This window comes from Pseudomonas sp. B21128 (assembly GCF_044218865.1).
Classification (GTDB): Bacteria; Pseudomonadota; Gammaproteobacteria; order Pseudomonadales; family Pseudomonadaceae; genus Aquipseudomonas; species Aquipseudomonas iridis.
Window position 1 is genome coordinate 5,925,396 of sequence record NZ_CP162590.1, and the last position, 23,675, is coordinate 5,949,070.

Consider the following 23,675-nt stretch of genomic DNA (forward strand, 5'->3'; position numbering starts at 1 on the left):
CGACTAAACCTGCGTCAGACCTTCCAGCGCCTCATAAGCCTGACGCACCGGGGCGAACGAGCGCCGGTGAATCGGCGTCGGGCCCAAACGTACCAACGCTTCCAGATGAACGGGCGTCGGGTAGCCTTTATGCCCACCGATACCGTAACCCGGATAGATCAACTCGAATGCGGCCATTTCGCGGTCACGACTGACCTTGGCCAGAATCGATGCCGCTGCAATGGCCGGAACCTTGCCATCGCCCTGTACCACCGCTTCGGCGCGCATGGGCAAATGCGGGCAGCGATTGCCGTCGATCATCGCCAGTTTCGGCTGAATGTGCAGCCCGGCCACCGCGCGCTGCATGGCCAGCATGGTCGCATGGAGAATGTTCAGCTCGTCGATTTCTTCGACTTCGGCGCGGGCGATGCACCAGCTCAGGGACTTCTCGATGATCTCGTCATAAAGCTTTTCACGCTTGGCTTCGGTGAGTTTCTTCGAGTCATTGAGACCGAGAATCGGCCGGTTCGGATCGAGGATCACCGCCGCCGTCACCACCGCACCGCACAATGGGCCACGACCGACTTCATCGACGCCGGCGACCAGTTGTTCGACTTCGGCAACCAGAGTGAAATCCAGGCCCATCTGCATATCTTTCTTGCTCATCGTGATTGACCGATCAGGTTCAGCACAGCATCCGCCGCTTGGTTGGAAGCATCCAGCCGCAGCGTGCGATGGATCTCGTCGAAACCACGGGTCTGCTCTTCACCGCCCTCGATCAATGGCGACAGGGTCTGAGCCAGCGCCTCGACTGTCGCATCGTCCTGCAACAATTCCGGCACCAACAGGCGCTGGGCCAAGAGGTTCGGCAGGGACACGTACGGACTCTTGACCATGCGTTTGAGAATCCAGAACGTCAGCGGTGCCAGGCGATACGCAACCACCATCGGCCGCTTGTACAACAGCGCTTCAAGGGTCGCCGTGCCGGAAGCGATCAGCACCGCATTGCACGCGGCCAAAGCCAGGTGGGATTTGCCATCGAGCAAGGTCACCGGCAGATCACGGCCGGCGAGCAGCTCTTCAAGTTGCACACGGCGCTCCGGACTGGCGCACGGCATGACAAAACGCACTCCCGGACGCAGGGCCCGCAGGCGCTGAGCCGTATCGAGAAACAACGCGCCGAGACGACCGACTTCACCGCCACGGCTGCCGGGCATCAACGCGACCAGCGGCCCGTCTGGCAGGCCCAGCTCGGCACGCGCAGCGGCGCGATCAGCTTGCAGCGGTATGGCGTCAGCCAGCGAGTGACCGACGAACCGCACCGGCACGCCTTTCTCTTCGTAGAATTTGGCTTCGAACGGGAACAGCGTCAGCATCAGATCGCAACCTTCGCGAATCTTCAGCACGCGTTTCTGCCGCCATGCCCAGACCGACGGGCTGACGTAATGCACGGTTTTGATCCCGGCCTGACGCAGCTTGAGTTCGATATTAAGGTTGAAGTCCGGGGCATCGATGCCGATGAACGCGTCAGGTTTCTCGGCAATCAGCGTGGCAATCAGCTCCTTGCGACGCTTGAGCAACTCGCGCAGTCGGCCGAGCACCTCAACCAGTCCCATGACCGACAAGCGCTCCATGGGGAAGTAGGAAGTCAGGCCTTCGGCCTGCATCAACGGACCGCCGACACCGATGAACTCGACTGACGGATGTTGTGCCTTGAGGGCACGCATGAGGCCGGCACCGAGAATGTCACCGGAAGCCTCCCCTGCCACCAGCGCAATACGCAGACTGCCCATGATCAGCGGGTGATGCCGCGAGTCGATGACTCGATGGAATCGCGGAACACAGCGACTTCCGGGAACTGAGCAGCAGGTGCTGCCAGGTCGGCCAAGGCCTGATCAACTGTCAGCCCTTGGCGATAAACGGTTTTATAAGCACGGCGCAGCGCGTGGATAGCGTCTTCGCTGAACCCGCGACGGCGCATGCCCTCGAAGTTCATGCTGCGCGCTTCGGCCGGGTTGCCAAATACCGTGACAAATGCCGGAACATCTTTGCCGATCGCGGTGCCCATACCAGAAAAACTGTGGGCGCCGATGTGGCAATACTGGTGAACCAGGGTGAACCCGGAGAGGATCGCCCAGTCATCGACGTGCACGTGACCAGCCAACGCGGTGTTGTTGACCAGAATGCAGTTATTGCCGATGACACTGTCGTGACCGATGTGGGCATACGCCATGATCAGGTTGTGATCGCCCAGCGTGGTTTCCGAACGGTCCTGAACGGTGCCGCGGTGAATCGTCACGCCTTCACGGATGACGTTGTGGTCACCGATCACCAGGCGGGTTTCTTCACCCTTGTACTTCAAATCGGGCGTGTCTTCGCCTACCGATGAAAACTGGTAGATGCGATTGTGTTTACCGATGCGGGTCGGACCTTTGAGGATCACATGCGGCCCGATCACGGTACCCTCGCCGATTTCCACACCTGCGCCGATGATCGACCACGGGCCGACCTCGACGCCGTCAGCCAGAACGGCCGACGGATCGATGATTGCGCGAGGGTCAATCAAACTCATACTTTTTGTTCCGCGCAGATGATCTCGGCCGAGCAGACCGGCTTGCCATCAACCGAAGCCTGGCATTCGAATTTCCAGATCTTGCGCTTGCAACTGATGAACGTGGCTTCAAGAATCAACTGGTCGCCCGGCTTGACTGGCTGGCGGAAGCGCAGTTTGTCCGAACCGACGAAGTAATACAGGGTGCCGTCGGCCGGTTTGACGTCGAGCATTTTGAAACCGAGGATCCCGGCAGCCTGAGCCATGGCTTCGATGATCAGCACGCCCGGCATGATTGGGTGCGCAGGGAAGTGACCATTGAAGAACGGTTCATTGATGCTGACATTCTTGTAGGCGCGAATGCGCTTGCCTTCAGTGTCCAGATCCACCACCCGGTCCACCAGCAGAAACGGGTAACGGTGAGGCAGGTATTCGCGAATCTCGTTGATGTCCATCATTTCGGGGGGAAGCCTATGTAAAGATTGGGAGCGCGACTGACGCGCACTCCTCTAGCAAATCAAGGAGGCAGTCTAGAGGCTGTGCACACTTGATATGGAAATGGTATCAGCCATCAGATGAAGCATTGCCGTCAGGGGTCACTTCCCCTACGCGCTTTTCCAGCTGTTTCAAACGTCGCGCGATGTCATCGAGCTGACGGATGCGTGCCGCGCTTTTGCGCCATTCGGCAGCCGGTTGCATGGCTGTACCGGAAGAATAGGCACCCGGCTCGGTAATCGAGTGGGTCACCATGGTCATCCCGGTCAGGAAAACGTTGTCGCAAATATCAATGTGCCCGACCAGACCGACACCGCCGGCCAGCATGCAGTGCTTGCCGATCTTGGTGCTACCGGAGATGCCCACGCACGCAGCCATCGCGGTGTGATCACCGACCTGGACGTTGTGAGCAATCTGGATCTGGTTGTCGAGTTTTACACCATTGCCGATCACGGTATCGGCCAGCGCACCGCGGTCGATGGCGGTATTCACGCCGATCTCCACATCGTCACCGATGGTCACACCACCAATCTGGGCGATTTTCTGCCAGATACCCTTCTCGTTGGCAAAGCCGAAGCCTTCACCACCGAGCACGGCTCCGGACTGGATAACCACACGCTTGCCGATGCGCACATCGTGATACAGCGTCACCCGTGGAGCGAGCCAGCCGCCCTCACCGATTTCACTGCGTGCACCGATAACACAATGGGCCCCCAGAGTGACCTGCGCACCAATCCGCGCACCCGCCTCGATCACCACAAACGCGCCGATGCTGGCGGTTGGATCAACCACCGCATCAGCCGCAATCACCGCCGAAGGATGAATACCCGCAGTAGCTTTTGGCTTGGGGTCGAACAAGTGTGAGATGCGTGCGTAGGCCAGATAAGGATCCGGCACCACCAATGCATTACCGGCAAAACCCTCGGCGTCCGCTTCTTTGAGCAGCAACGCTGCTGCCTGAGAACCGGCAAGGAATTTGCGATATTGCGGATTTGCCAGAAAGCTCAACTGAGCTGGGCCAGCCTCTTGCAAAGTGGCTAGCCCAGTAATTTGCTTCTCCGCGTCGCCACGCAGGGTGGCGCCGAGGAACTCGGCCAACTGGCCGAGCTTGATAGTCACGGTCATGGGTTACTTCAGCTGATTCATGCGCTCGATAACCTGGCGCGTGATGTCGTACTGAGGTTTGACATCGATCACTGCACCACGCTCGAACACCAGGTCAAAACCACCTTTCTTGATGACTTCTTCCACGGCGCCATCCAGTTTAGGCTTCAATTGCTTGAGCATTTCGCGGTCGGCAACGGCTTTGGCTTCGTTCAGTTCCTTGGACTGGAACTGGAAATCACGGGCCTTCTGCTTGAATTCAAGTTCCAGACGCTCGCGCTCGCCTTGCTGCATCTTGTCCCCACCGGCCATCAGACGATCCTGAATGCCCTTGGCGCTGCTTTCCAGAGTCTTGAGTTTGGTCAGTTGCGGACCGAACTTCTTCTCGGCATCCACGGCGTACTTCTTCGCCGCGTCGGATTCCAGCAAGGCCATCTGATAGTTCAGGACAGCGATTTTCATGTCGGCGAACGCCGGGCCTGCCACCAGTACGGAGGCCAGGAGAACCAATTGAGTCAACTTACGCACGATGCACTCCTACAAAATCCATTGTCGTTATCTTGGGTCAGACGCTTAGAACGTCTGGCCGAGGGAGAATTGGAACACTTGAGTTTCAGCGTCATCCGGTTTCTTGATCGGCATGGCCAATGCGAAGCTCAGAGGACCCAGCGCGGTGACCCAGGTCACGCCCACACCGACGGAACTTGCCATGTTGCTCAGGCTGATGTCGTTGCACTGAGTGGAGGAAGTCGAACCGACGTTAGCGTTGGTAGTCTTCTCGCACTTGGAGTCAAATACGTTACCCACATCCCAGAATACCGAAGTACGCAGGGAGCGCTGATCTTTGACAAACGGCAGCGGGAACAGCAGTTCGACACCACCCTGGATCAACACGTTACCGCCAAATGGCAGCGGATCCTGATCCGGGTCGGCCAGCGTACCGGTGTTACCGGTCCTATCTGCGCCACGACTCGGCGTGCTTCGCGGGCCAAGCGTACTGTCCTTGAAACCACGAACCGAGTTGAAACCACCAGCATAATAGTTTTCATAGAACGGCAAGCCGTCAGTCGAACCGTAACCGTCGCCATAACCGAGCTCGGTGTGCAGACGCATGGTGTAGTTTTCGCTTAGTGGCTGGAACAACTGACCACGGTAATCAAGTTTGAAGAACGACAGGTCGCTACCCGGAATGGTGCTCTCCAGGGTCAGGCTCTGGGAACGGCCACGGGTCGGCAGTACACCTTTGTTCAGGGTCGACTCGGACCAGCCGGCTGACGCCTTGAAGTTCAGATAGCTGTCGCCTTCCTTTTTGACGAAGTCAAAAATCTCGTCAACGGTGTATTTACCTGTATTGATCGTGTCTTGCTGAGCAGACAGACCGAAGGTCAGTCGCGAAGTCTCGCTGATCGGGTAGCCAACGTTGACACCGGCGCCCAGGCTGTCTACGGAGTAGCTCGAGATATCGGCATCGAGTTCATCGTAGTCAGTGGTGCGGTAGAAGGCGTTGTAACCCAGGCTTACGCCATCGGCGGTCCAGTACGGGTCAACATAGCCGAAGTTGTAGCGGCTCTGGTATTCGCTTCGGGTCAGACCGATGCTGACGCGGTTACCGCTACCGAGGAAGTTGTTCTGGGTGATCGAACCACCGAGGATCAGACCGGCACTCTGGGCGAAGCCGACACTGGCGGTAATCGAACCCGACGCCTGCTCTTCAACGCTGTAGTTCACATCAACCTGGTCATCGACACCCGGAACGGCCGGGGTTTCGACGTTGACTTCTTTAAAGAAGCCCAGACGCTCAAGACGGGTCTTGGATTGGTCAATCAGGTAAGTCGAAGCCCAGCCACCTTCCATCTGACGCATTTCACGACGCAACACTTCGTCTTCGGACTTGGTGTTACCACGGAAGTTGATGCGGTTGACGTAGGCACGCTTGCCCGGATCAACGGCAAAGAGAATGTCCACGGTGTGGTCATCATCGTGCGGCTGGGGCACGCCGTTGACGTTGGCGAAGGTGTAACCCTCGTTACCCAGACGACGAGTGATCAGTTCAGAGGTAGTGGTCATCAGCTTGCGCGAGAACACCTGGCCTTTCTGCACCAGCAGCAGGGACTTGACCTGGTCTTCAGGAACCTTGAGGTCACCGCTGAGCTTGACGTCGCGAACGGTGTACTTCTCGCCTTCGGTCACGTTGACAGTGATGTAGACGTGCTTCTTGTCCGGGGTGATGGACACCTGGGTCGAAGCGATATCCATGTTGATATAGCCACGGTCCAGATAGTAGGAACGCAGACGCTCCAGGTCACCGGACAGTTTTTCACGGGCATATTTGTCATCGTTCTTGAAGAACGACAGCCAGTTGGTGGTCTTCAGCTCGAACAGGTCGGTCAGGTCTTCTTCAGGGAAAACCGTGTTACCCACCACGTTGATGTGCTGAATGGCCGCAACGGTGCCTTCGTTGATCTTCACTTTCAGGCCGACGCGGTTACGCGGCTGGGAGACCACTTCGGTATCGACCGTAGCCGAATAGCGACCTTGCGCGACGTACTGGCGCTGCAGTTCGTTACGCACGCCTTCGAGGGTGGCACGCTGGAAGATTTCGCCTTCGGCCAGACCGGACTGCTTGAGGCCTTTCATCAAGTCTTCAGTGGAGATCGCCTTGTTGCCTTCGATCTCGATACTGGCAACCGACGGACGTTCGACGACCGTGATCACCAGAACGTTGCCTTCGCGGCCCAGCTGGATGTCTTGAAAGAAACCGGTTTTGAACAACGCACGAGTGGATTCCACCAGGCGACGATCATCCGCCTGCTCGCCGACGTTCAACGGCAAGGCACCAAAGACACTACCCGCGGAGACCCGCTGGAGGCCATTGACGCGAATATCAGAGATGGTGAAGGACTCGGCGTGAACTTCGGCGATCATCAATACGGTGAGAACCGCAGTTAGCAGCAGACGTTTCATGAAGTCCTTTCTTATTCCAACTGGCAATAAACAAACTGCCGCAAAATGCGGCAGATTCGCAATTCAGCGAAGCGTTACAGTCGACCCAGATCGTTGACCAGAGCAAGCAACATCACCCCGACCACCAAACTGATACCGATCTGTATCCCCCAACCTTGCACCCGATCCGACAAGGGACGACCACGCGCCCACTCGATCAGATAAAACAACAAATGCCCCCCATCCAGTACAGGAATGGGCAGCAAATTCAGAACCCCCAGGCTAATACTCAGATAAGCAAGGAAATTCAGGAAATCAGCGACACCCGACTGGGCAGAAGCGCCCGCCACTTTAGCAATGGTTATCGGTCCACTCAAGTTTTTTACCGAGAGCTCGCCGAACAGCATTTTCTTGAGCGAATCCAGCGTCAGGATGCTCATGGTCCAAGTACGACGGGCGCCCTCGCCAATCGCGGCCAACGGGCCATAACTGACTTCGCGGATCATCTCCGGCGGCCAGTCGATCGCTTTGACTCCTGCGCCCAGATAACCGCTTGGCGCTTTGCTTTCACCGCGCGCTGCCAAAGTGACAGGGACGTCGATTTGAGCACCATCGCGTTCGACCCGCAGCAAAATTTTGGTATCAGGACGCGTACGAACGGTATCGACCACTTGCTGCCAGTCATTGAGCGCCTGACCGTCCAGAGACACCAGGCGATCACCGGTTTTCAGGCCAGCGGCCTGGGCCGGGCCCTTTGGATCAAGCTCGGCGAGCACAGGTGGCAGGGCCGGACGCCATGGACGAATCCCCAGAGAGCGGATCGGATCAGGCTCATCAGCCCCCTTGAGCCATTTATCCAGCGTCAGTTCACGCGGCGAATCCGCCGTAGAACCCTGCTCGCGCACCAGCACCTGCAGCGAGCCGCTTTCGCCGAGCCGGCGAACCAGCTGCAAATTGACCGCGGCCCAGCCGGAAGTCGGCTCGCCATCAATCGCGACGATCTCCTGACCTGCACCCAGACCAGCCTGCGCGGCGATACTGCCGGATTCGACCGCACCGATGACCGGGCGGACCTGCTCACTACCGAGCATCGCCAACACCCAGAAGAACACCAGGGCCAGAAGAAAGTTGGCGATAGGGCCGGCGGCGACAATAGCAATACGCTGACGAACGGACTTGCGATTGAATGACTGATCGAGCTGATCAACCGGGACCTCGCCTTCGCGCTCATCGAGCATCTTGACGTAGCCACCCAGCGGAATCGCAGCGATGACGAACTCAGTACCTTGCTTGTCGTGCCAGCGCAGCAGCGGCATGCCAAAGCCTACGGAAAAGCGCAGGACCTTGACGCCACAGCGACGCGCGACCCAGAAGTGGCCGAATTCGTGAAAGGTGACCAACACACCCAAGGCGATCAGGGTGCCGGCAATCATATAGAGCGCGCTCATCTACTTTCTCCGCAATCCTGTTCAGTGCTGCTTGAAACCATTGTGTTGCAAAACCTATCGGGCGTGACGAGCCAGCCATTGCTCGGCCAGAACTCGGGCCTTCGCGTCCGCCGTGAACACAGCATCGAGATCATCCAGCGCTACGACCGGCTCGAGACTCAAGACGTCCTCGATGATACTCGCGATTTCCAGGTAACGAACCCGTCCGTCGAGAAACGCTGCCACCGCTACTTCGTTGGCCGCATTGAGCATCGCCGGTGCGCTGTCGCCCACCTCGGCCGCTTGCCGTGCCAGACGCAGGCACGGGAAGCGCTCTTCATCCGGCGCCTCGAAGTCCAGACGCGCAATCGCGAAAAGATCCAGTGGCGCGACGCCGGAGTCGATACGCTCCGGCCAGGCCAGCGCGTTGGCGATCGGTGTGCGCATGTCAGGATTGCCCAACTGCGCCAGGACCGAACCGTCAACATAATCGACCAGCGAGTGAATCACGCTTTGCGGATGAATCACCACCTCGACCTGCGCCGGTTTTGCATCAAACAACCAGCAGGCCTCGATCAACTCGAGACCTTTGTTCATCATGCTGGCCGAATCCACGGAAATCTTGCGACCCATTGACCAGTTCGGATGCGCACACGCCTGCTCAGGCGAAACATGCGCCAATTCACTCAGGGGTGTCTGCCGGAACGGCCCACCAGAGGCGGTCAGTAAAATCCGACGGACCCCGACCTTGCTTAGTCCGCTGGCGAAATCCTGCGGCATGCACTGGAAAATCGCATTGTGCTCGCTGTCGATCGGCAACAGCACCGAACCACTCTTGCGCACAGCCTGCATGAACAAGGCGCCGGACATGACCAGCGCCTCTTTGTTAGCCAGGAGAATCTTCTTGCCTGCTTCGACAGCCGCCAGTGTTGGACGCAGGCCTGCGGCACCGACGATCGCCGCCATGACCGCATCGACTTCCGGCGCAGAAGCGACCTGACACAAGCCAGCCTCACCCACCAGCACACGGGTCGCCAGACCGGCTGCACGCAAATCGTCCTGCAAACCGCGAGCTGCAGCGACTTCCGGCACCACGGCAAATTGCGGCACGTGACGGATGCACAAGGCCAACAGTTCACTGAGTCGCGCGAAACCGCTCAATGCGAACACCTGATAACGCTCAGGATGACGCGCAATCACATCAAGGGTGCTCAGACCAATCGAGCCGGTAGCGCCCAGTACGGTAATCAGTTGCGGGCGGCTCACGGCGCAGCCATCCACAGCAACACGGCAAACACTGGAATGGCCGCGGTCAGACTGTCGATGCGATCAAGCACGCCGCCATGTCCGGGCAGCAGGTTACTGCTGTCCTTGATGCCGGATTGACGCTTGAACATGCTTTCGGTGAGGTCTCCCACGACCGAGATGAAGACGATCAGCGCAGCGCCAATGAGCCCCTTGAGCAACTCGGCCACCGTCCAGTCACGCACCAGGCCGACAATCGCGGTGATCACCAGGCTCAGCGCCAGACCACCGTAAACGCCTTCCCAGCTCTTACCGGGGCTGACTTGAGGAGCCAATTTGCGCTTGCCAAATTTACGACCAGAAAAATAGGCACCGATGTCTGCGCCCCAGACCAACACCATGACCGCCATGATCAGCCAATTACCCAACGGGTACTGCTTGATCTGTACCAGACCTTGCCAGGCCGGCAGCAAAATCAGCAAGCCGATCACCAGTTTGGTGGCCGCACTGGACCAATGCTCACTGGAACGTGGATAGGTCAGCACCAGATACGTCGCGACCGCCCACCACAGCACCGAAGCACCGAGCACCCAAGGTGCGAGACCGGGCAGCACATACATGACGAACAGCATCAACGCGACGACGGCGGCAAAACCGACGCGGAACGATTGTGCAGTGAAGCCCGCGAGTCGCGCCCATTCCCAGGCGCCCAGGCTCACAACCAGCCCGATGAATAGCGCAAAACCGGAACCTTCAAGCAGGAAAAACCCGCACAAGGCGATCGGCAGCAGGATCAGCGCGGTGATGATTCGTTGTTTAAGCATTAAACCCGGGCTCCAGCTTCGACCTGTTCGCTCGTTTTACCGAAGCGACGTTGGCGCGAAGCGAAATCGGCCAGCGCATTGCGCATGGCATCGTGTTTGAAGTCCGGCCAGAACAGGTCGGAGAAGTACAACTCGGCGTAAGCCAGTTGCCACAACAGAAAGTTGCTGATGCGGTGCTCGCCACCGGTGCGGATGCACAAGTCCGGCAACGGCAGATCGCCGGTCGCCAGACAGGTTTGCAGCAGATCCGGGGTGATGTCTTCCGGACGCAGATGCCCGGCCTGAACTTCACGTGCAAGACGCTGTGCAGCTTGTGCGATATCCCACTGACCGCCGTAATTGGCGGCAATCTGCAGGATAAAACGGTTGGCACCCGCGGTCATGGCCTCGGCTTCGCGCATCGCGACCTGAAGCTCCGGATGAAAGCGCGAGCGATCACCGATGATGCGCAAGCTGATGTTGTTGTCGTTGAGGCGCTTGGCCTCACGACGCAGCGCCTTGAAGAACAGGTCCATCAAAGCGCTGACCTCATCGGCCGGGCGCTGCCAGTTTTCACTGGAGAAAGCGAACAGGGTGAGCACCTCGACCTTGGCCTCGGCACACACCTCGATTACCGCACGAACCGCATCCACGCCCGCCTTATGCCCGGCGACACCCGGCATAAAGCGTTTTTTCGCCCAGCGATTGTTGCCATCCATGATGATCGCGACATGGCGCGGCACCGCGGACGGCGCAGTCTGCTTGGTCTTGTCCATTAAAAACTCGACCCTTATACGGCCATCAAATCCGCTTCTTTCTGCTTGGTAGCCGCGTCGATATCAGCCTCAGCCTTGTCGGTGAGTTTCTGGATATCGGCTGCAGCGCGACGCTCTTCGTCTTCGCTGATTTCTTTGTCTTTAACCAGCTTCTTCAAATCGCCCAGCGCATCGCGACGGATGTTGCGCACGGCAACACGAGCGTCTTCAGCGGCACTGCGTGCCTGCTTGGTGAAGCCCTTGCGGGTTTCTTCGGTCAAGGCAGGCATGGAGATCAGCAACAACTCGCCCAGGTTGGTCGGGTTGAGGTTCAGGCCAGCGCTCTGGATCGCTTTGTCGACAGCCGCGAGCATGTTGCGCTCGAAAGCCACGACTTGCAGGGTGCGCGAGTCTTTTACGGTGATGTTGGCAACCTGGGTAATGGAGGTATCAGCGCCGTAGTACGGCACCATTACGCTGCCCAGAATGCTTGGGTGAGCCTTGCCGGTACGAATCTGACCAAATGCGTGGGCCAGAGAGTCCAGGGATTTCTGCATACGCTCTTGAGCGTCTTTCTTGATTTCGTTGATCATTGTTGACCTTCCTCGATCAGGGTGCCTTCAGCGCCGCCATGCACGATGTTCAGCAGGGCGCCGGGCTTGTTCATGTTGAATACACGCAACGGCATCTTGTGGTCGCGGCACAGGCAAATAGCTGTCAGGTCCATTACACCCAGCTTGCGATCCAGTACTTCATCATAAGTCAGATGATCGAACTTCTCGGCATGCGGGTCCTTGAACGGATCTGCGGTGTAGACGCCATCGACCTTGGTCGCCTTGAGGACGACGTCGGCATCGATTTCGATTGCACGCAGGCAGGCTGCCGAATCCGTGGTAAAGAACGGATTGCCGGTACCGGCTGCGAAAATCACTACGTCTTTGGAGTTCAGGTGACGCATGGCTTTGCGGCGATCATAGTGATCGGTCACGCCCACCATCGAAATGGCCGACATGACGATTGCCGAGATATTCGCACGTTCCAGCGCGTCGCGCATGGCCAGGGCGTTCATCACAGTGGCCAGCATGCCCATGTGGTCGCCTGTCACCCGATCCATACCGGCCTTGCTCAGGGCTTCGCCGCGGAACAGGTTGCCACCGCCGATCACCAGACCGACCTGTACGCCGATGCCGACCAGTTGGCCGACTTCCAGCGCCATCCGATCCAGCACTTTTGGATCGATCCCGAACTCTTCCGAGCCCATCAGGGCCTCGCCGCTAAGCTTGAGTAGAATGCGTTTATAGCGAGCCTGATAACCACTGCCCTGCTGAGCCATTGCGAATCTCTCCTGCGGCGTATTTAAAATTCTTTGCGAGCTGTTTTCAGCTGGCGTTCACTCTAGCTTGGCGCTGCTTCAGCGCCATCGGAACATGGCTTTGTAAGTCAGTTCCAAGTGGAAACCAATAAATAATTGGTTACCCCATCTGAAAAGAGGCTGCGCGCGTGAGCGGGCAGCCTCTTTCGGGCGACAGTTGAAAACCGTCTTACTGCTTGGCGGCAGCCAGCTGGGCAGCAACTTCTTCAGCGAAGTTGTCGACCGGCTTCTCGATGCCTTCGCCTACTTTGAAGTAGGTGAAGGACACGATTTCAGCACCGGCTTTCTTGGCCAGGTCGCCGACCTTGATTTCAGGGTTCTTGACGAACGCCTGCTCAACCAGGCTCGCTTCAGCCAGGAACTTGCTGATACGGCCTTTGATCATGTTTTCAACGATGTTTTCTGGCTTGCCAGCGATCTTGTCAGCGTTCAGGCTCAGGAACACGCCCTTCTCACGCTCAACCGCTTCAGCGGAAACTTCCGATGGCAGCAGGAATTCAGGGTTGGTCGCCGCTACGTGCATGGCGATGTCCTTGGCCAGCTCAACGTCGCCGCCTTTCAGAACAACTGCAACACCGATCTTGTTGCCGTGCAGGTAACCACCAACAACATCACCTTCAACGCGAACCAGACGACGGATGTTGACGTTTTCGCCAACCTTGCCGACCAGTACCAGGCGATCAGCTTCCTGCGATTCGATCAGAGGCTCAACGGTAGTGAGCTTCTCGTCGAATGCTTTTTTGACGCTGGCAGCAACGAATGCCTTGAAGTCGTCTTGCAGAGCCAGGAAGTCGGTCTGCGAGTTCACTTCCAGCAGAACGGCAGACTTGCCATCTTCAACCAGAGCGATCGCGCCTTCAGCAGCGACGTTGCCGGCTTTCTTGGCGGCCTTGATGGCGCCCGAAGCACGCATGTCGTCGATGGCTTTTTCGATGTCGCCGCCGGCCTTGGTCAAGGCCTTTTTGCAATCCATCATGCCTTCGCCAGTACGCTCACGCAGTTCTTTAACCAACGCTGCAGTAATCTCTGCCATTTTCAAATTCCTCTTGGATAGGTTTTCAACCATTCCACCCGATCGAACGGGCGTTCAATTCTTCCCGAATCACCCTTGTTAGCCGCTGCACGTTACAGATGCTGTAGCTGCGCTGTTAACAAATGGTTTTCGAGGTGGCAAAAAGGGGGCCAAGCCCCCTTTTTGCTTACTGAGTCAACGCCAGGGCGTCAATTACTCAGCTGCAGCTGCCGGAGCTTCTTCAGCTGCGAACTCTACAGTGCCGCCGCCAACATTGCTGCGACCACGGATAACAGCGTCAGCCATCGAACCCATGTACAGCTGGATAGCGCGGATGGCGTCATCGTTGCCTGGGATGATGTAGTCAACGCCTTCCGGGCTGCTGTTGGTATCGACAACGCCGATTACCGGGATGCCCAGCTTGTTGGCTTCGGTGATCGCGATGCGCTCGTGATCAACGTCGATCACGAACAGTGCGTCTGGCAGACCGCCCATGTCCTTGATGCCGCCCAGGGAGCGATCCAGCTTCTCAAGATCACGAGTGCGCATCAGCGCTTCTTTCTTGGTCAGCTTGGCGAAAGTACCGTCTTCGGCTTGAACTTCAAGATCACGCAGACGCTTGATGGAAGCACGAATGGTTTTGAAGTTGGTCAGCATGCCGCCCAACCAGCGGTGATCGACGTACGGCGAACCGCAACGTGCTGCTTCTTCAGCAACGATCTTGCCAGCGGAACGCTTGGTGCCGACGAACAGAATCTTGTTTTTGCCCTGGGCCAGACGCTCTACGAAAGTCAGAGCTTCGTTGAACATTGGCAGGGTTTTTTCAAGGTTGATAATGTGAATCTTGTTACGCGCGCCGAAAATGTACTTACCCATTTTCGGGTTCCAGTAACGGGTTTGGTGACCGAAGTGCACACCGGCCTTCAGCATATCGCGCATATTGACTTGGGACATGATAGTTCCTTAATAAGTCGGGTTTGGCCTCCACGTATCCCAATGACCAACCAGTGGCATAAAGCCAAAAGCACCCAGGTCATCGTGTCGACACGTGTGTGGATTTAAGCCTTTCGGGGTATCCCCGGAAAGCGGCGCATTTTATATCACAAGGATGGCAGAAACGGAACTCGAAATCTGCAATCGCACCAAGGACATGGGCACAGCCCCCTTGGAATCGGCGCCGCGGGCCCCATTGTATAGACAGAAGCGATGCACGCAGGCGCGGATTTGCTCCTCTCGTCTGTTAGAATCGCGTTTTTCAGGGTCGCAAAAAACGCACACCTGCCACCCTATCCGTAACAGCAAGCGCCGCCGAGCGCAAAGAGAGCCTGTATGACCGTTAACCTCAAAACTCCCGAGGACATCGCTGGCATGCGTGTCGCCGGCAAACTGGCCGCCGATGTGCTGGAAATGATTGCCGAACACGTCAAACCGGGCGTTACCACCGATCAACTGAACCAGATCTGCCACGACTACATCGTCGACGTGCAGCAGGCCATCCCTGCCCCGCTCAACTACAAGGGCTACCCGAAGTCGATCTGCACCTCGATCAACCACGTCGTCTGCCACGGCATTCCGAATGACAAGCCGCTGAAAAACGGCGACACCCTGAACATCGACGTCACCGTGATCAAGGACGGTTACCACGGCGATACCAGCCGCATGTTCCATGTCGGTGAAGTGCCGGTATGGGCCGAGCGTCTGTCGCAGATCACTCAGGAATGCATGTACAAGGCGATCGAGATCGTCAAACCCGGCTGCCGCCTCGGCGACATCGGTGAAGTTATCCAGAAACACGCGGAAAAGAATGGCTTCTCGGTGGTTCGCGAGTTCTGTGGCCACGGCATCGGCAAGGTGTTCCACGAAGAGCCGCAGATCCTGCACTACGGCCGCGCCGGTACCGGCATGGAACTGAAGGCCGGCATGACCTTCACCATCGAGCCGATGATCAATCAGGGCAAGGCCGACACCAAGGTATTGGGCGACGGCTGGACCGCGATCACCAAGGACCGCAAACTCTCGGCCCAGTGGGAACACACCCTGTTGGTCACCGACACCGGCTACGAGATCTTCACCTTGCGTGCCGATGACACCATTCCACGCATCTCGGCCTGATCCACAATCGCTCCCAGCCTTATAGAAGGAAAGCCAATCGATGCCGCAGGTGGATCCCGAACTCTTCGACCGTGGCCAGTTCCAGGCTGAGCTGGCCCTGAAAGCGAGCCCCATTGCCGCCTTCAAGAAGGCGATTCGCCAGGCCCGCGACGTGCTCGACGCCCGTTTTCGCAGTGGTCGTGATATTCGGCGGCTGATCGAAGACCGTGCCTGGTTCGTCGACAATATCCTGCAAAAGGCCTGGGAGCAGTTCAACTGGAGCGAAGACGCGGACATCGCGCTGGTCGCGGTCGGCGGTTACGGCCGGGGTGAATTGCACCCTTACTCGGACATCGATTTGCTGATCCTGCTGGACAGCGCCGATCACGAAGTTTTCCGCGATTCCATCGAGCGGTTTCTCACATTGTTGTGGGATATCGGCCTGGAAGTCGGTCAGAGCGTTCGCTCGGTAGACGAGTGCGCGCAAGAGGCGCGCGCCGACCTGACCGTGGTCACCAACCTCATGGAAAGCCGCACCATCAGCGGTCCCGAGCGTTTGCGCCAACGCATGCTCGACGTCACCAGCACTGCGCACATGTGGCCGGCCAAGGAGTTTTTCCTGGCCAAACGCGCCGAGCAGAAAGCTCGCCACCACAAGTACAACGATACCGAATACAACCTGGAACCCAACGTCAAAGGCTCGCCCGGCGGACTACGGGATATTCAGACGATTCTGTGGGTTGCCCGTCGGCAATACGGCACGCTGAATTTACGTGCACTCGCCGGCGAAGGTTTCCTGGTGGAGAGCGAGAATGCGTTGCTCGCGTCCTCCCAGGAATTCCTCTGGAAGGTGCGCTACGCCCTGCACATGCTCGCCGGGCGCTCCGAGGACCGCCTGCTGTTCGATCATCAGCGTTCGATTGCGACGTTGCTGGGGTTCGAAGGCGATGACGCCAAGCACAGCATCGAAAACTTCATGCAGCAGTATTACCGGGTGGTCATGAGCATCGCCCAGCTGAGCGACCTGATCATCCAGCACTTCGAGGAAGTCATCCTCGCGCCGGAAGACGAAGCGCCGCCGCAACCGATCAATTCGCGCTTCCAGCTACATGACGGCTACATCGAAGCGCGCAACGACAATGTGTTCCGCCGCACCCCATTCGCCATGCTCGAGATATTCGTGTTGATGGCCCAGCAGCCGGAAATCAAAGGCGTGCGCGCCGACACCGTTCGTCTGCTGCGCGAACATCGTCACTTGATCGACGACGATTTCCGCAACGACATCCGCAACACCAGCCTGTTTATCGAGCTGTTCAAATGCAAGATCGGCATTCATCGCAATCTGCGACGGATGAACCGTTACGGCATTCTCGGGCGCTACCTGCCAGAGTTCGGTTTTATCGTCGGGCAAATGCAGCACGACCTGTTCCACATCTATACGGTCGATGCACACACGCTGAACCTGATCAAACACCTGCGTAAGCTGCAGTACACCCAGGTGTCGGAAAAATTCCCGCTGGCCAGCAAGCTCATGGCCAAGCTGCCGAAACCCGAGCTGATTTATCTTGCCGGCCTGTATCACGACATCGGCAAGGGCCGTCATGGCGATCACTCGGAGATCGGCGCGATCGATGCCGAGGCGTTCTGTCAGCGCCATCAGTTGCCAGTGTGGGATAGCCGCCTGATTGTCTGGCTGGTGCAGAACCACCTGGTGATGTCGACCACCGCCCAGCGCAAGGACTTGTCCGACCCGCAGGTGATCCACGATTTCGCGCAGGCGGTCGGCGATGAAACCCGTCTCGACTATCTGTACGTGCTGACCGTGGCCGACATCAACGCGACCAATCCGACGCTGTGGAATTCGTGGCGCGCCAGCCTGTTGCGACAGCTCTACACCGAAACCAAGCGGGCATTGCGTCGCGGCCTGGAGAACCCGGTGGATCGCGAAGAGCAGATCCGCCAGACCCAGAGCGCGGCACTCGACATCCTCGTGCGCGGCGGTACCGATCCGGATGACGTCGAACAACTGTGGGCGCAGTTGGGTGACGACTATTTCCTGCGCCACACCGCCGGCGACGTGGCCTGGCACAGCGATGCAATCCTCCAGCAACCCGTCGATGGCGGGCCGCTGGTACTGATCAAGGAAACCACCCAGCGCGAGTTCGAGGGCGGCACACAGATCTTCATTTATGCGCCGGATCAGCACGACTTCTTCGCGGTGACCGTGGCGGCGATGGATCAGCTCAACCTGAACATTCACGATGCCCGGGTTATTACCTCGAGCAGCCAGTTCACCCTCGACACTTACATCGTGCTCGACAACGATGGCGAATCCATCGGCGACAACCCTGTGCGGATCAAGCAGATCCGCGACGGCTTGACCGACGCCCTGCGCAATCCGGACGACTACCCGACGATCATTCAGCGCCGGGTGCCGCGCCAGCTCAAGCATTTCGCGTTCGCGCCGCAAGTCACTATCCATAACGACGCACAACGTCCGGTCACCGTACTGGAATTGACCGCACCTGACCGACCAGGCCTGCTGGCGCGGGTCGGCGGAATCTTTCTGGAGTTCGACCTGTCGCTGCAAAACGCCAAGATTGCAACGTTGGGCGAACGAGTGGAGGACGTGTTCTTTATTACTGATGCGAAAAATCAGCCCTTGTCCGATCCGCTGCTGTGCAGCCGTTTGCAGGATGCAATTGTCGAGCAGCTGAGCGTTAATCACGAACCCGATACCAATCTTTCGCGCATCAGTATTTGATTTTGAATTAGCAATTTTCCCCTGTGAAATGGGCAACTCCAAAAGTTTTCAGTCACGCTGAAACCCTGTGGGAGCGAGCTTGCTCGCGATAGCGGCGTAGCAACGCACATTGATGTCGAATGTGCCGCCCTCATCGCGAGCAAGCTCGCTCCCACAGGTCTGCTGTCACGACTGAAATTGGAGTCAGCCTTTCCCACATTGAACGAGGCCCGCATGAACAACGCTCTGAACCAGCTCCAGCCCTACCCGTTCGAGAAGCTCCGCGCCCTGCTCGGCACCGTGACCCCGAACCCGGACAAGCGCCCGATCGCGCTGTCCATCGGCGAGCCGAAGCACCGTTCGCCAGGCTTTGTCGCCGAGACACTGGCGAACAGTCTGGATCAGATGGCGGTGTATCCAACCACGCTCGGCATCCCGGCCCTGCGCGAAGCCATCGCCGGCTGGTGCGAACGCCGCTTCGGCGTGCCGAGCGGCTGGATCGACCCGGCCCGCAACGTGTTACCGGTCAATGGCACCCGTGAAGCGCTGTTCGCCTTCACCCAGACCGTGGTCAATCGTGGTGATGATGCGCTGGTGGTCAGCCCGAACCCGTTTTATCAGATCTACGAAGGCGCGGCGTTTCTGGCCGGCGCCAAGCCACATTACCTGCCGTGCCTGGACGATAACGGTTTCAACCCGGATTTCGACGCTGTTTCAGCGGACATCTGGAAGCGCTGCCAGATTCTTTTCCTGTGCTCGCCGGGTAACCCGACCGGCGCGCTGATTCCGGTCGACACCCTGAAAAAACTCATCGCCCTGGCGGATGAACACGACTTCGTGATCGCCGCCGACGAGTGCTACAGCGAGCTTTACTTCGACGAGCAGACACCGCCGCCGGGCCTGCTCAGCGCGTGCGTCGAACTGGGTCGCAAGGATTTCAAGCGCTGCGTGGTGTTCCATAGCCTGTCCAAGCGCTCGAACCTGCCCGGTTTGCGTTCCGGCTTCGTTGCCGGCGATGCCGAGATCCTCAAGGGGTTCCTGCTGTATCGCACTTATCACGGCTGTGCGATGCCGGTTCAAACCCAACTGGCCAGTGTTGCCGCCTGGAATGACGAAGAACATGTGCGCGCCAACCGCACCTTGTATCGCGAGAAATTCGACGCAGTACTGGAAATCCTCAGCCCGGTAATGGACGTGCAGCGTCCCGATGGCAGCTTTTATTTGTGGCCAAACGTGAAAGGTGACGACGCGGCATTCTGCCGTGACCTGTTTGCTGAAGAACACGTGACCGTGGTGCCAGGTTCGTACTTGTCCCGCGAAGTGGACGGCGTCAATCCGGGCGCAGGCCGGGTACGGATGGCGCTGGTTGCACCACTTGCCGAATGCGTTGAGGCGGCACAGCGGATCCGCGCGTTTATTACTCGCCAACAGTAATCATGGCCCGCACCGGGCAATCCGGTGCGGGTGTTCACCGACGTGATATAAGCGTTTACAACGAGCACATTTACTCTTCTTCCTGCTCGGTCTAACTTCCCCCTTGAAAGCGGTCCATTGTAGAGCGACTTAATCGCGCGAACTTCTATTAAACCGAGCCTGCTAAAACCCAAAACTTTATTACCCTCAAACATTGAAACCCTGATGCCTGTTCAATCAAGGCAACTCTTTTGCAATCAATAAGGATATTGACCATGCACAATTATAATTTCGTGAGAATGGCAAAACCGACAGACAACTCCGAGCGCTTCTCGGAAAACAATCACGACACGCCGGCAGTGCGCCGTAAACGCTCCTTGGGTTACACAACCAAGTTCTGGGAAAATGCCAGCACCCTCACGATCTCTTTCATGCATGACCTGCCCGACGAACTGAAATACCGAATCGAACTAGGCATCCGCAAGTGGGAACCTTTCGTCAGTCTGGCCTTTAAATGGGTCGAAAACGTGCCTGGAATGATTCGGATCGCCCTGCAAGGGAAGGACAGCTATTCGTTTATAGGGACCGACGCAATGAAAGTGGATTTCAACGAACCCACAATGGTTCTGGGCACCCAGCCGGACTCACCGATTTTCGACCAGGTGGTCCAGCACGAATTTGGCCACGCCCTAGGCTTCCACCACGCCCATTTGCACCCGCAGGCTCGCATCCCATGGAACAAGGAAGCAGCCTATCAGTATCTGGCCAAGCATCATGGCTGGACAAGGGAGGACGTGGACAGCAATGTTTTCGATCTGGAGTTTCCGCAAGCCGCCATCTTCGGCGACTACGACAAACTCTCGATCATGCATTACCCAACTACCAACCTGATTTACGGAAATGACGCGGTTGGCCTCAATTTGACGCTTAGCGACAAGGACAAGGCCTTCGCCAGGAAGATCTACCCTGCCCTCAACTATGGGCAGTTGCCTGCCTGAGCATGTCAGCGCCCATCCAGCAATTTTCAAGTGATGCGTAACCGTGGTGCCGGGCTCGCCCCTGCTCGAAACATTCAAACACGACGTAACAGTCTATATAGCTGTGCACTGCACTTGTCTGTCGACCAGGCAGTAGTCTCGACTTGCACTATTCGCCGTTTCTGAATAACTGCGACTCTTAATTTCAAGGATGAAACCCACCATGCACGAACTAACAGATTGTCAACTTATACAATGGCCCGACGATCAAGAGGCTTACACGGCAGCCATCAATGAAAACCCCGCCAATGCCGGCACAACGAAAAGCTCAACTACCGGCAACCGCCGCAAACGCTCGGTATTTAATTATTCAAAGCTATGGGCAAACGGCCGTACCTTGAAGATTGCCTTCATGGACGAACTCGAAGCGGATCATAAAGACAAAATCATCAAGGCAGCCAGTCAATGGTTACCGTATATCAACCTGACATTCGAGTTCGTTGACGACCTCGTGGGTGACATACGCATCGCCACTACCAACAACTCCAACAGCTCAATGCTCGGCACCGACGCGCTGTTGATTCATCCTGACGACAGAACCATGGATCTTGGCGTAAAACCGGATCATCCAGACTTCGAAGTCATCGTGACTCATGAGTTCGGTCACGCCCTTGGCGCGATGCATGAACACCAGCATCCGCAGGCGAAAATCCCTTGGGATAAACCAAAGGTCTACGCGTTCTATCAGAATCGCGAAATGGGTCCGCTCACGCCCGCGCAAGTCGACCACAACCTGTTTACCCCTTTCGACACGCTGGAAGCGATTTACACGGCCTACGACAAAAGGTCGATCATGCATCACCCGGTGGCGAACGATCTGACAGTGGGTGACTGGGAAGTCCCCATCAACCGCAAGATCAGCAAAAAAGACAAACAACTGATGAAATTACTTTATCCGAGGTAAGCCCAACCCGGACCGGGTGACTCCATCACTTTACTACCCCCAGATTGGCCTCACTCAGATCCAGTTCACCCAACACTTCCCGCAGTACGTCATCGCCAATCTGGTGATGACGGCTGAGGCTATACAACTCCAGTCGTTGCGCCCGCAGCGCTTTGAGGCGCAATCGGCGTTCCAGCAGATCCATCTGGAACGCCAGGGCCTGGGCTTCCGCCGAATCGTTGAACACGTCCAGTTGATGGCGGTATTCGGACATGATCCGCGCCTTCAGTTCCGCCGCGAGGGCGGCTTGCGCGGCGTCCTGCTGATTGGCCTCTTCGGTTTCGAGCGCGTGAATCGCGGCCTCGGCCGTCTTGCGCCAGGCATCGCGAACCTCTTGACGACGCTTGTCATCAGGGCTTTTTTCGATGCCGCGCAGCAACAGCGGCAGGGCAATGCACGCCGAGACCAGCGACAACAGGATCACCCCCGCAGCAATGAAGATCAGCAGATCACGCTCGGGAAAGGCGTCCGCCCCCATCAACATTGGCACCGACATCACACCCGCCAGTGTCACCGCACCGCGCACACCACCGACGGTCAGCAGCCAGCAGGATCGCGCAGTCGGCACCTGCGTCAGCGCACCTTTACCACGCAACCGCCGCAACAACACCGACAAGCGCCAGATGCTCTGTACCCAGATAAACCGCAGCAGCACCAGTGCGAGGAAAATCGCGACCACATCAAGGCAGCGATAGAACAACGCCGGCCACAACGTCGGTTCATGGCTGACCACCGCTTTGATGATGTCAGGCAATTGCAGACCGAGCAGGAGGAAAATCAAGCCATTGAAAGCGAACTCCAACAGCGACCAAACGCTGCGATTGAGCAATCGCGTGCTGGTCTGGCGCGGCAGCAGATCGAGCCAGCTCTGCATCATCCCCGCCGCCACCGCCGACAGAATGCCCGAGGCGCCAAGGCGTTCAGCCAACACATAAGCCGCAAACGGCAGCAGCAACATGAAAACGACGTGGGTCGCCGGATCATCCCACCCGCGAGCGATCATCCACGACCGCAAACGCCCGACCAGCCAACTCAGCGCCACACCGACAGCCAGGCCGCCGACCGCCACCAATACGAACGTCAAACTGGCGGTGGCCAGCGAGAACACGCCCGTTACCGCAGCGACCAAAGCAAACTTGAACGTCACCAGGCCCGACGCATCGTTCATCAGCGCTTCGCCTTGCAGCATGTGCATCAAGGGGGTCGGCAAGCGGTTTTGCGAGATCGCCGAGACGGCCACGGCATCAGTCGGCGACAGCACTGCCGCCAACGCGAATGCCACCGGCAGCGGAATCGTCGGCAATAACCAATGAATGAAGTACCCGGCGCCGACCACCGTGAACAGTACCAGCCCCACAGCCAGTGTCAGGATCGGGCCACGCAGGTGCCAGAGTTCGCGTTTGGGCATGCGCCAGCCATCGGAAAACAGCAACGGCGGCAGGAACAGGAACAGAAACAACTCGGGATCCAGCGCCACGTGCAAACCAAGGGTCGGCCAGGCCAGCAAGGCGCCGGCGGCAATTTGCACAAGTGGCAGCGGCAGCGGGATAACCCGTCCGACCAGACGCGAAACGCTGACCAGCATCAGCAGGATCAGGACGGTGTAAGCGGTTTGCATAAATCAAAATCTCAGACAATCGACAGCGTTGAACTGCCATATTAGCCGTTTAGGCTGCGCCTGACCGTTGCACCTATGTCGCAGCCTGGAACACCGATCGCCTGTGGAAGCCAGCAGGCTACCTCCCACAGGTTTTGCGCTGGG

Annotated in this window: 21 protein-coding genes; 5 read left to right on the forward strand and 16 right to left on the reverse strand. The window is 57.8% G+C overall.

Features of this window, described 5'->3' with window-relative positions; translation table 11 throughout:
• Window positions 1–3: 3 nt before the first annotated feature.
• From rnhB to rpsB, 15 genes are all read right to left on the reverse strand, one after another.
• On the reverse strand, window positions 4–630 hold the full coding sequence (rnhB, locus tag AB4P91_RS26845) for a ribonuclease HII (RefSeq protein WP_150594577.1): 627 nt from the start codon (window positions 628–630) through the stop codon (window positions 4–6).
• A gap of 11 nt (window positions 631–641) precedes the next feature.
• On the reverse strand, window positions 642–1,772 hold the full coding sequence (gene lpxB / locus AB4P91_RS26850) for a lipid-A-disaccharide synthase (RefSeq protein WP_150594522.1): 1,131 nt from the start codon (window positions 1,770–1,772) through the stop codon (window positions 642–644).
• Window positions 1,773–1,774: 2 nt separating this feature from the next.
• Complete coding sequence (gene lpxA / locus AB4P91_RS26855; protein WP_150594523.1) at window positions 1,775–2,551, reverse strand: acyl-ACP--UDP-N-acetylglucosamine O-acyltransferase; 777 nt, start codon at window positions 2,549–2,551, stop codon at window positions 1,775–1,777.
• On the reverse strand, window positions 2,548–2,988 hold the full coding sequence (gene fabZ / locus AB4P91_RS26860; protein WP_042557884.1) for a 3-hydroxyacyl-ACP dehydratase FabZ: 441 nt from the start codon (window positions 2,986–2,988) through the stop codon (window positions 2,548–2,550). The genes lpxA and fabZ overlap by 4 nt, the downstream gene beginning before the upstream one ends.
• Before the next feature lie 106 nt (window positions 2,989–3,094).
• The gene (gene lpxD / locus AB4P91_RS26865) at window positions 3,095–4,150 is read right to left on the reverse strand and encodes a UDP-3-O-(3-hydroxymyristoyl)glucosamine N-acyltransferase (protein WP_150594524.1); all 1,056 of its coding nucleotides are present in this window, start codon (window positions 4,148–4,150) and stop codon (window positions 3,095–3,097) included.
• Between the two features lie 3 nt (window positions 4,151–4,153).
• Window positions 4,154–4,657 carry an OmpH family outer membrane protein gene (locus AB4P91_RS26870; RefSeq protein ID WP_042557882.1) on the reverse strand — a complete coding sequence of 168 codons (504 nt, stop codon included), beginning with the start codon at window positions 4,655–4,657 and terminating at the stop codon, window positions 4,154–4,156.
• Between the two features lie 45 nt (window positions 4,658–4,702).
• Window positions 4,703–7,093, reverse strand: coding sequence for an outer membrane protein assembly factor BamA (gene bamA / locus AB4P91_RS26875; protein WP_150594525.1), 2,391 nt, complete (start codon window positions 7,091–7,093; stop codon window positions 4,703–4,705).
• A 74-nt stretch (window positions 7,094–7,167) separates the two neighbouring features.
• A complete protein-coding gene (gene rseP, locus AB4P91_RS26880) occupies window positions 7,168–8,520 on the reverse strand; it encodes a sigma E protease regulator RseP (protein ID WP_150597625.1) in 1,353 nt (450 codons plus the stop codon).
• 54 nt (window positions 8,521–8,574) lie between these two features.
• Window positions 8,575–9,765 (reverse strand): 1-deoxy-D-xylulose-5-phosphate reductoisomerase, encoded by a 1,191-nt coding sequence (gene ispC, locus AB4P91_RS26885; protein WP_395604039.1) that lies wholly within the window; start codon window positions 9,763–9,765, stop codon window positions 8,575–8,577.
• On the reverse strand, window positions 9,762–10,568 hold the full coding sequence (locus AB4P91_RS26890) for a phosphatidate cytidylyltransferase (RefSeq protein WP_150594528.1): 807 nt from the start codon (window positions 10,566–10,568) through the stop codon (window positions 9,762–9,764). The genes ispC and AB4P91_RS26890 overlap by 4 nt, the downstream gene beginning before the upstream one ends.
• Window positions 10,568–11,323 (reverse strand): polyprenyl diphosphate synthase, encoded by a 756-nt coding sequence (gene uppS / locus AB4P91_RS26895; protein WP_042557877.1) that lies wholly within the window; start codon window positions 11,321–11,323, stop codon window positions 10,568–10,570. Before uppS ends, AB4P91_RS26890 begins: the two co-directional genes overlap by 1 nt.
• A 14-nt stretch (window positions 11,324–11,337) precedes the next feature.
• Window positions 11,338–11,895, reverse strand: coding sequence for a ribosome recycling factor (gene frr / locus AB4P91_RS26900; RefSeq protein ID WP_042557876.1), 558 nt, complete (start codon window positions 11,893–11,895; stop codon window positions 11,338–11,340).
• A complete protein-coding gene (gene pyrH / locus AB4P91_RS26905) occupies window positions 11,892–12,635 on the reverse strand; it encodes a UMP kinase (protein WP_003222124.1) in 744 nt (247 codons plus the stop codon). Before pyrH ends, frr begins: the two co-directional genes overlap by 4 nt.
• A gap of 208 nt (window positions 12,636–12,843) precedes the next feature.
• Window positions 12,844–13,707, reverse strand: a complete 864-nt coding sequence (tsf, locus tag AB4P91_RS26910; RefSeq protein WP_042557875.1) for a translation elongation factor Ts — start codon at window positions 13,705–13,707, stop codon at window positions 12,844–12,846.
• Between the two features lie 192 nt (window positions 13,708–13,899).
• A complete protein-coding gene (gene rpsB, locus AB4P91_RS26915) occupies window positions 13,900–14,640 on the reverse strand; it encodes a 30S ribosomal protein S2 (protein WP_042557874.1) in 741 nt (246 codons plus the stop codon).
• 375 nt (window positions 14,641–15,015) lie between these two features.
• Here rpsB and map point away from each other — a divergent pair, with 375 nt between their 5' ends.
• From map to AB4P91_RS26940, 5 genes are all read left to right on the forward strand, one after another.
• Complete coding sequence (gene map / locus AB4P91_RS26920) at window positions 15,016–15,798, forward strand: type I methionyl aminopeptidase (RefSeq protein ID WP_042557873.1); 783 nt, start codon at window positions 15,016–15,018, stop codon at window positions 15,796–15,798.
• A gap of 40 nt (window positions 15,799–15,838) precedes the next feature.
• The gene (locus AB4P91_RS26925; protein WP_150687723.1) at window positions 15,839–18,541 is read left to right on the forward strand and encodes a [protein-PII] uridylyltransferase; all 2,703 of its coding nucleotides are present in this window, start codon (window positions 15,839–15,841) and stop codon (window positions 18,539–18,541) included.
• A gap of 213 nt (window positions 18,542–18,754) precedes the next feature.
• The gene (dapC, locus tag AB4P91_RS26930; protein WP_150594530.1) at window positions 18,755–19,954 is read left to right on the forward strand and encodes a succinyldiaminopimelate transaminase; all 1,200 of its coding nucleotides are present in this window, start codon (window positions 18,755–18,757) and stop codon (window positions 19,952–19,954) included.
• Window positions 19,955–20,208: 254 nt separating this feature from the next.
• Window positions 20,209–20,931 carry a M12 family metallopeptidase gene (locus AB4P91_RS26935; RefSeq protein ID WP_395604040.1) on the forward strand — a complete coding sequence of 241 codons (723 nt, stop codon included), beginning with the start codon at window positions 20,209–20,211 and terminating at the stop codon, window positions 20,929–20,931.
• A gap of 202 nt (window positions 20,932–21,133) precedes the next feature.
• Complete coding sequence (locus AB4P91_RS26940) at window positions 21,134–21,874, forward strand: peptidase M12 (protein ID WP_150594531.1); 741 nt, start codon at window positions 21,134–21,136, stop codon at window positions 21,872–21,874.
• A gap of 25 nt (window positions 21,875–21,899) precedes the next feature.
• Here the strand turns inward: AB4P91_RS26940 and AB4P91_RS26945 are convergent, their stop codons facing one another.
• Window positions 21,900–23,531, reverse strand: a complete 1,632-nt coding sequence (locus tag AB4P91_RS26945) for a Na+/H+ antiporter (protein ID WP_150594532.1) — start codon at window positions 23,529–23,531, stop codon at window positions 21,900–21,902.
• Between the last annotated feature and the right edge of the window lie 144 nt (window positions 23,532–23,675).

Bases quoted from the DNA above. Each gene is read 5' to 3' on its own strand.
- AB4P91_RS26925 (WP_150687723.1), top strand. From the start codon at position 15,839: ATGCCGCAGGTGGATCCCGAACTCTTCGACCGTGGCCAGTTCCAGGCT.
- lpxA (WP_150594523.1), bottom strand. From the start codon at position 2,551: ATGAGTTTGATTGACCCTCGCGCAATCATCGATCCGTCGGCCGTTCTG.
- AB4P91_RS26940 (WP_150594531.1), top strand. From the start codon at position 21,134: ATGCACGAACTAACAGATTGTCAACTTATACAATGGCCCGACGATCAA.
- AB4P91_RS26890 (WP_150594528.1), bottom strand. From the start codon at position 10,568: ATGCTTAAACAACGAATCATCACCGCGCTGATCCTGCTGCCGATCGCC.
- rpsB (WP_042557874.1), bottom strand. From the start codon at position 14,640: ATGTCCCAAGTCAATATGCGCGATATGCTGAAGGCCGGTGTGCACTTC.
- AB4P91_RS26945 (WP_150594532.1), bottom strand. From the start codon at position 23,531: ATGCAAACCGCTTACACCGTCCTGATCCTGCTGATGCTGGTCAGCGTT.
- dapC (WP_150594530.1), top strand. From the start codon at position 18,755: ATGAACAACGCTCTGAACCAGCTCCAGCCCTACCCGTTCGAGAAGCTC.
- frr (WP_042557876.1), bottom strand. From the start codon at position 11,895: ATGATCAACGAAATCAAGAAAGACGCTCAAGAGCGTATGCAGAAATCC.
- rseP (WP_150597625.1), bottom strand. From the start codon at position 8,520: ATGAGCGCGCTCTATATGATTGCCGGCACCCTGATCGCCTTGGGTGTG.
- lpxB (WP_150594522.1), bottom strand. From the start codon at position 1,772: ATGGGCAGTCTGCGTATTGCGCTGGTGGCAGGGGAGGCTTCCGGTGAC.
- pyrH (WP_003222124.1), bottom strand. From the start codon at position 12,635: ATGGCTCAGCAGGGCAGTGGTTATCAGGCTCGCTATAAACGCATTCTA.
- rnhB (WP_150594577.1), bottom strand. From the start codon at position 630: ATGCAGATGGGCCTGGATTTCACTCTGGTTGCCGAAGTCGAACAACTG.
- AB4P91_RS26935 (WP_395604040.1), top strand. From the start codon at position 20,209: ATGCACAATTATAATTTCGTGAGAATGGCAAAACCGACAGACAACTCC.
- uppS (WP_042557877.1), bottom strand. From the start codon at position 11,323: ATGGACAAGACCAAGCAGACTGCGCCGTCCGCGGTGCCGCGCCATGTC.
- lpxD (WP_150594524.1), bottom strand. From the start codon at position 4,150: ATGACCGTGACTATCAAGCTCGGCCAGTTGGCCGAGTTCCTCGGCGCC.
- map (WP_042557873.1), top strand. From the start codon at position 15,016: ATGACCGTTAACCTCAAAACTCCCGAGGACATCGCTGGCATGCGTGTC.
- bamA (WP_150594525.1), bottom strand. From the start codon at position 7,093: ATGAAACGTCTGCTGCTAACTGCGGTTCTCACCGTATTGATGATCGCC.
- fabZ (WP_042557884.1), bottom strand. From the start codon at position 2,988: ATGATGGACATCAACGAGATTCGCGAATACCTGCCTCACCGTTACCCG.
- tsf (WP_042557875.1), bottom strand. From the start codon at position 13,707: ATGGCAGAGATTACTGCAGCGTTGGTTAAAGAACTGCGTGAGCGTACT.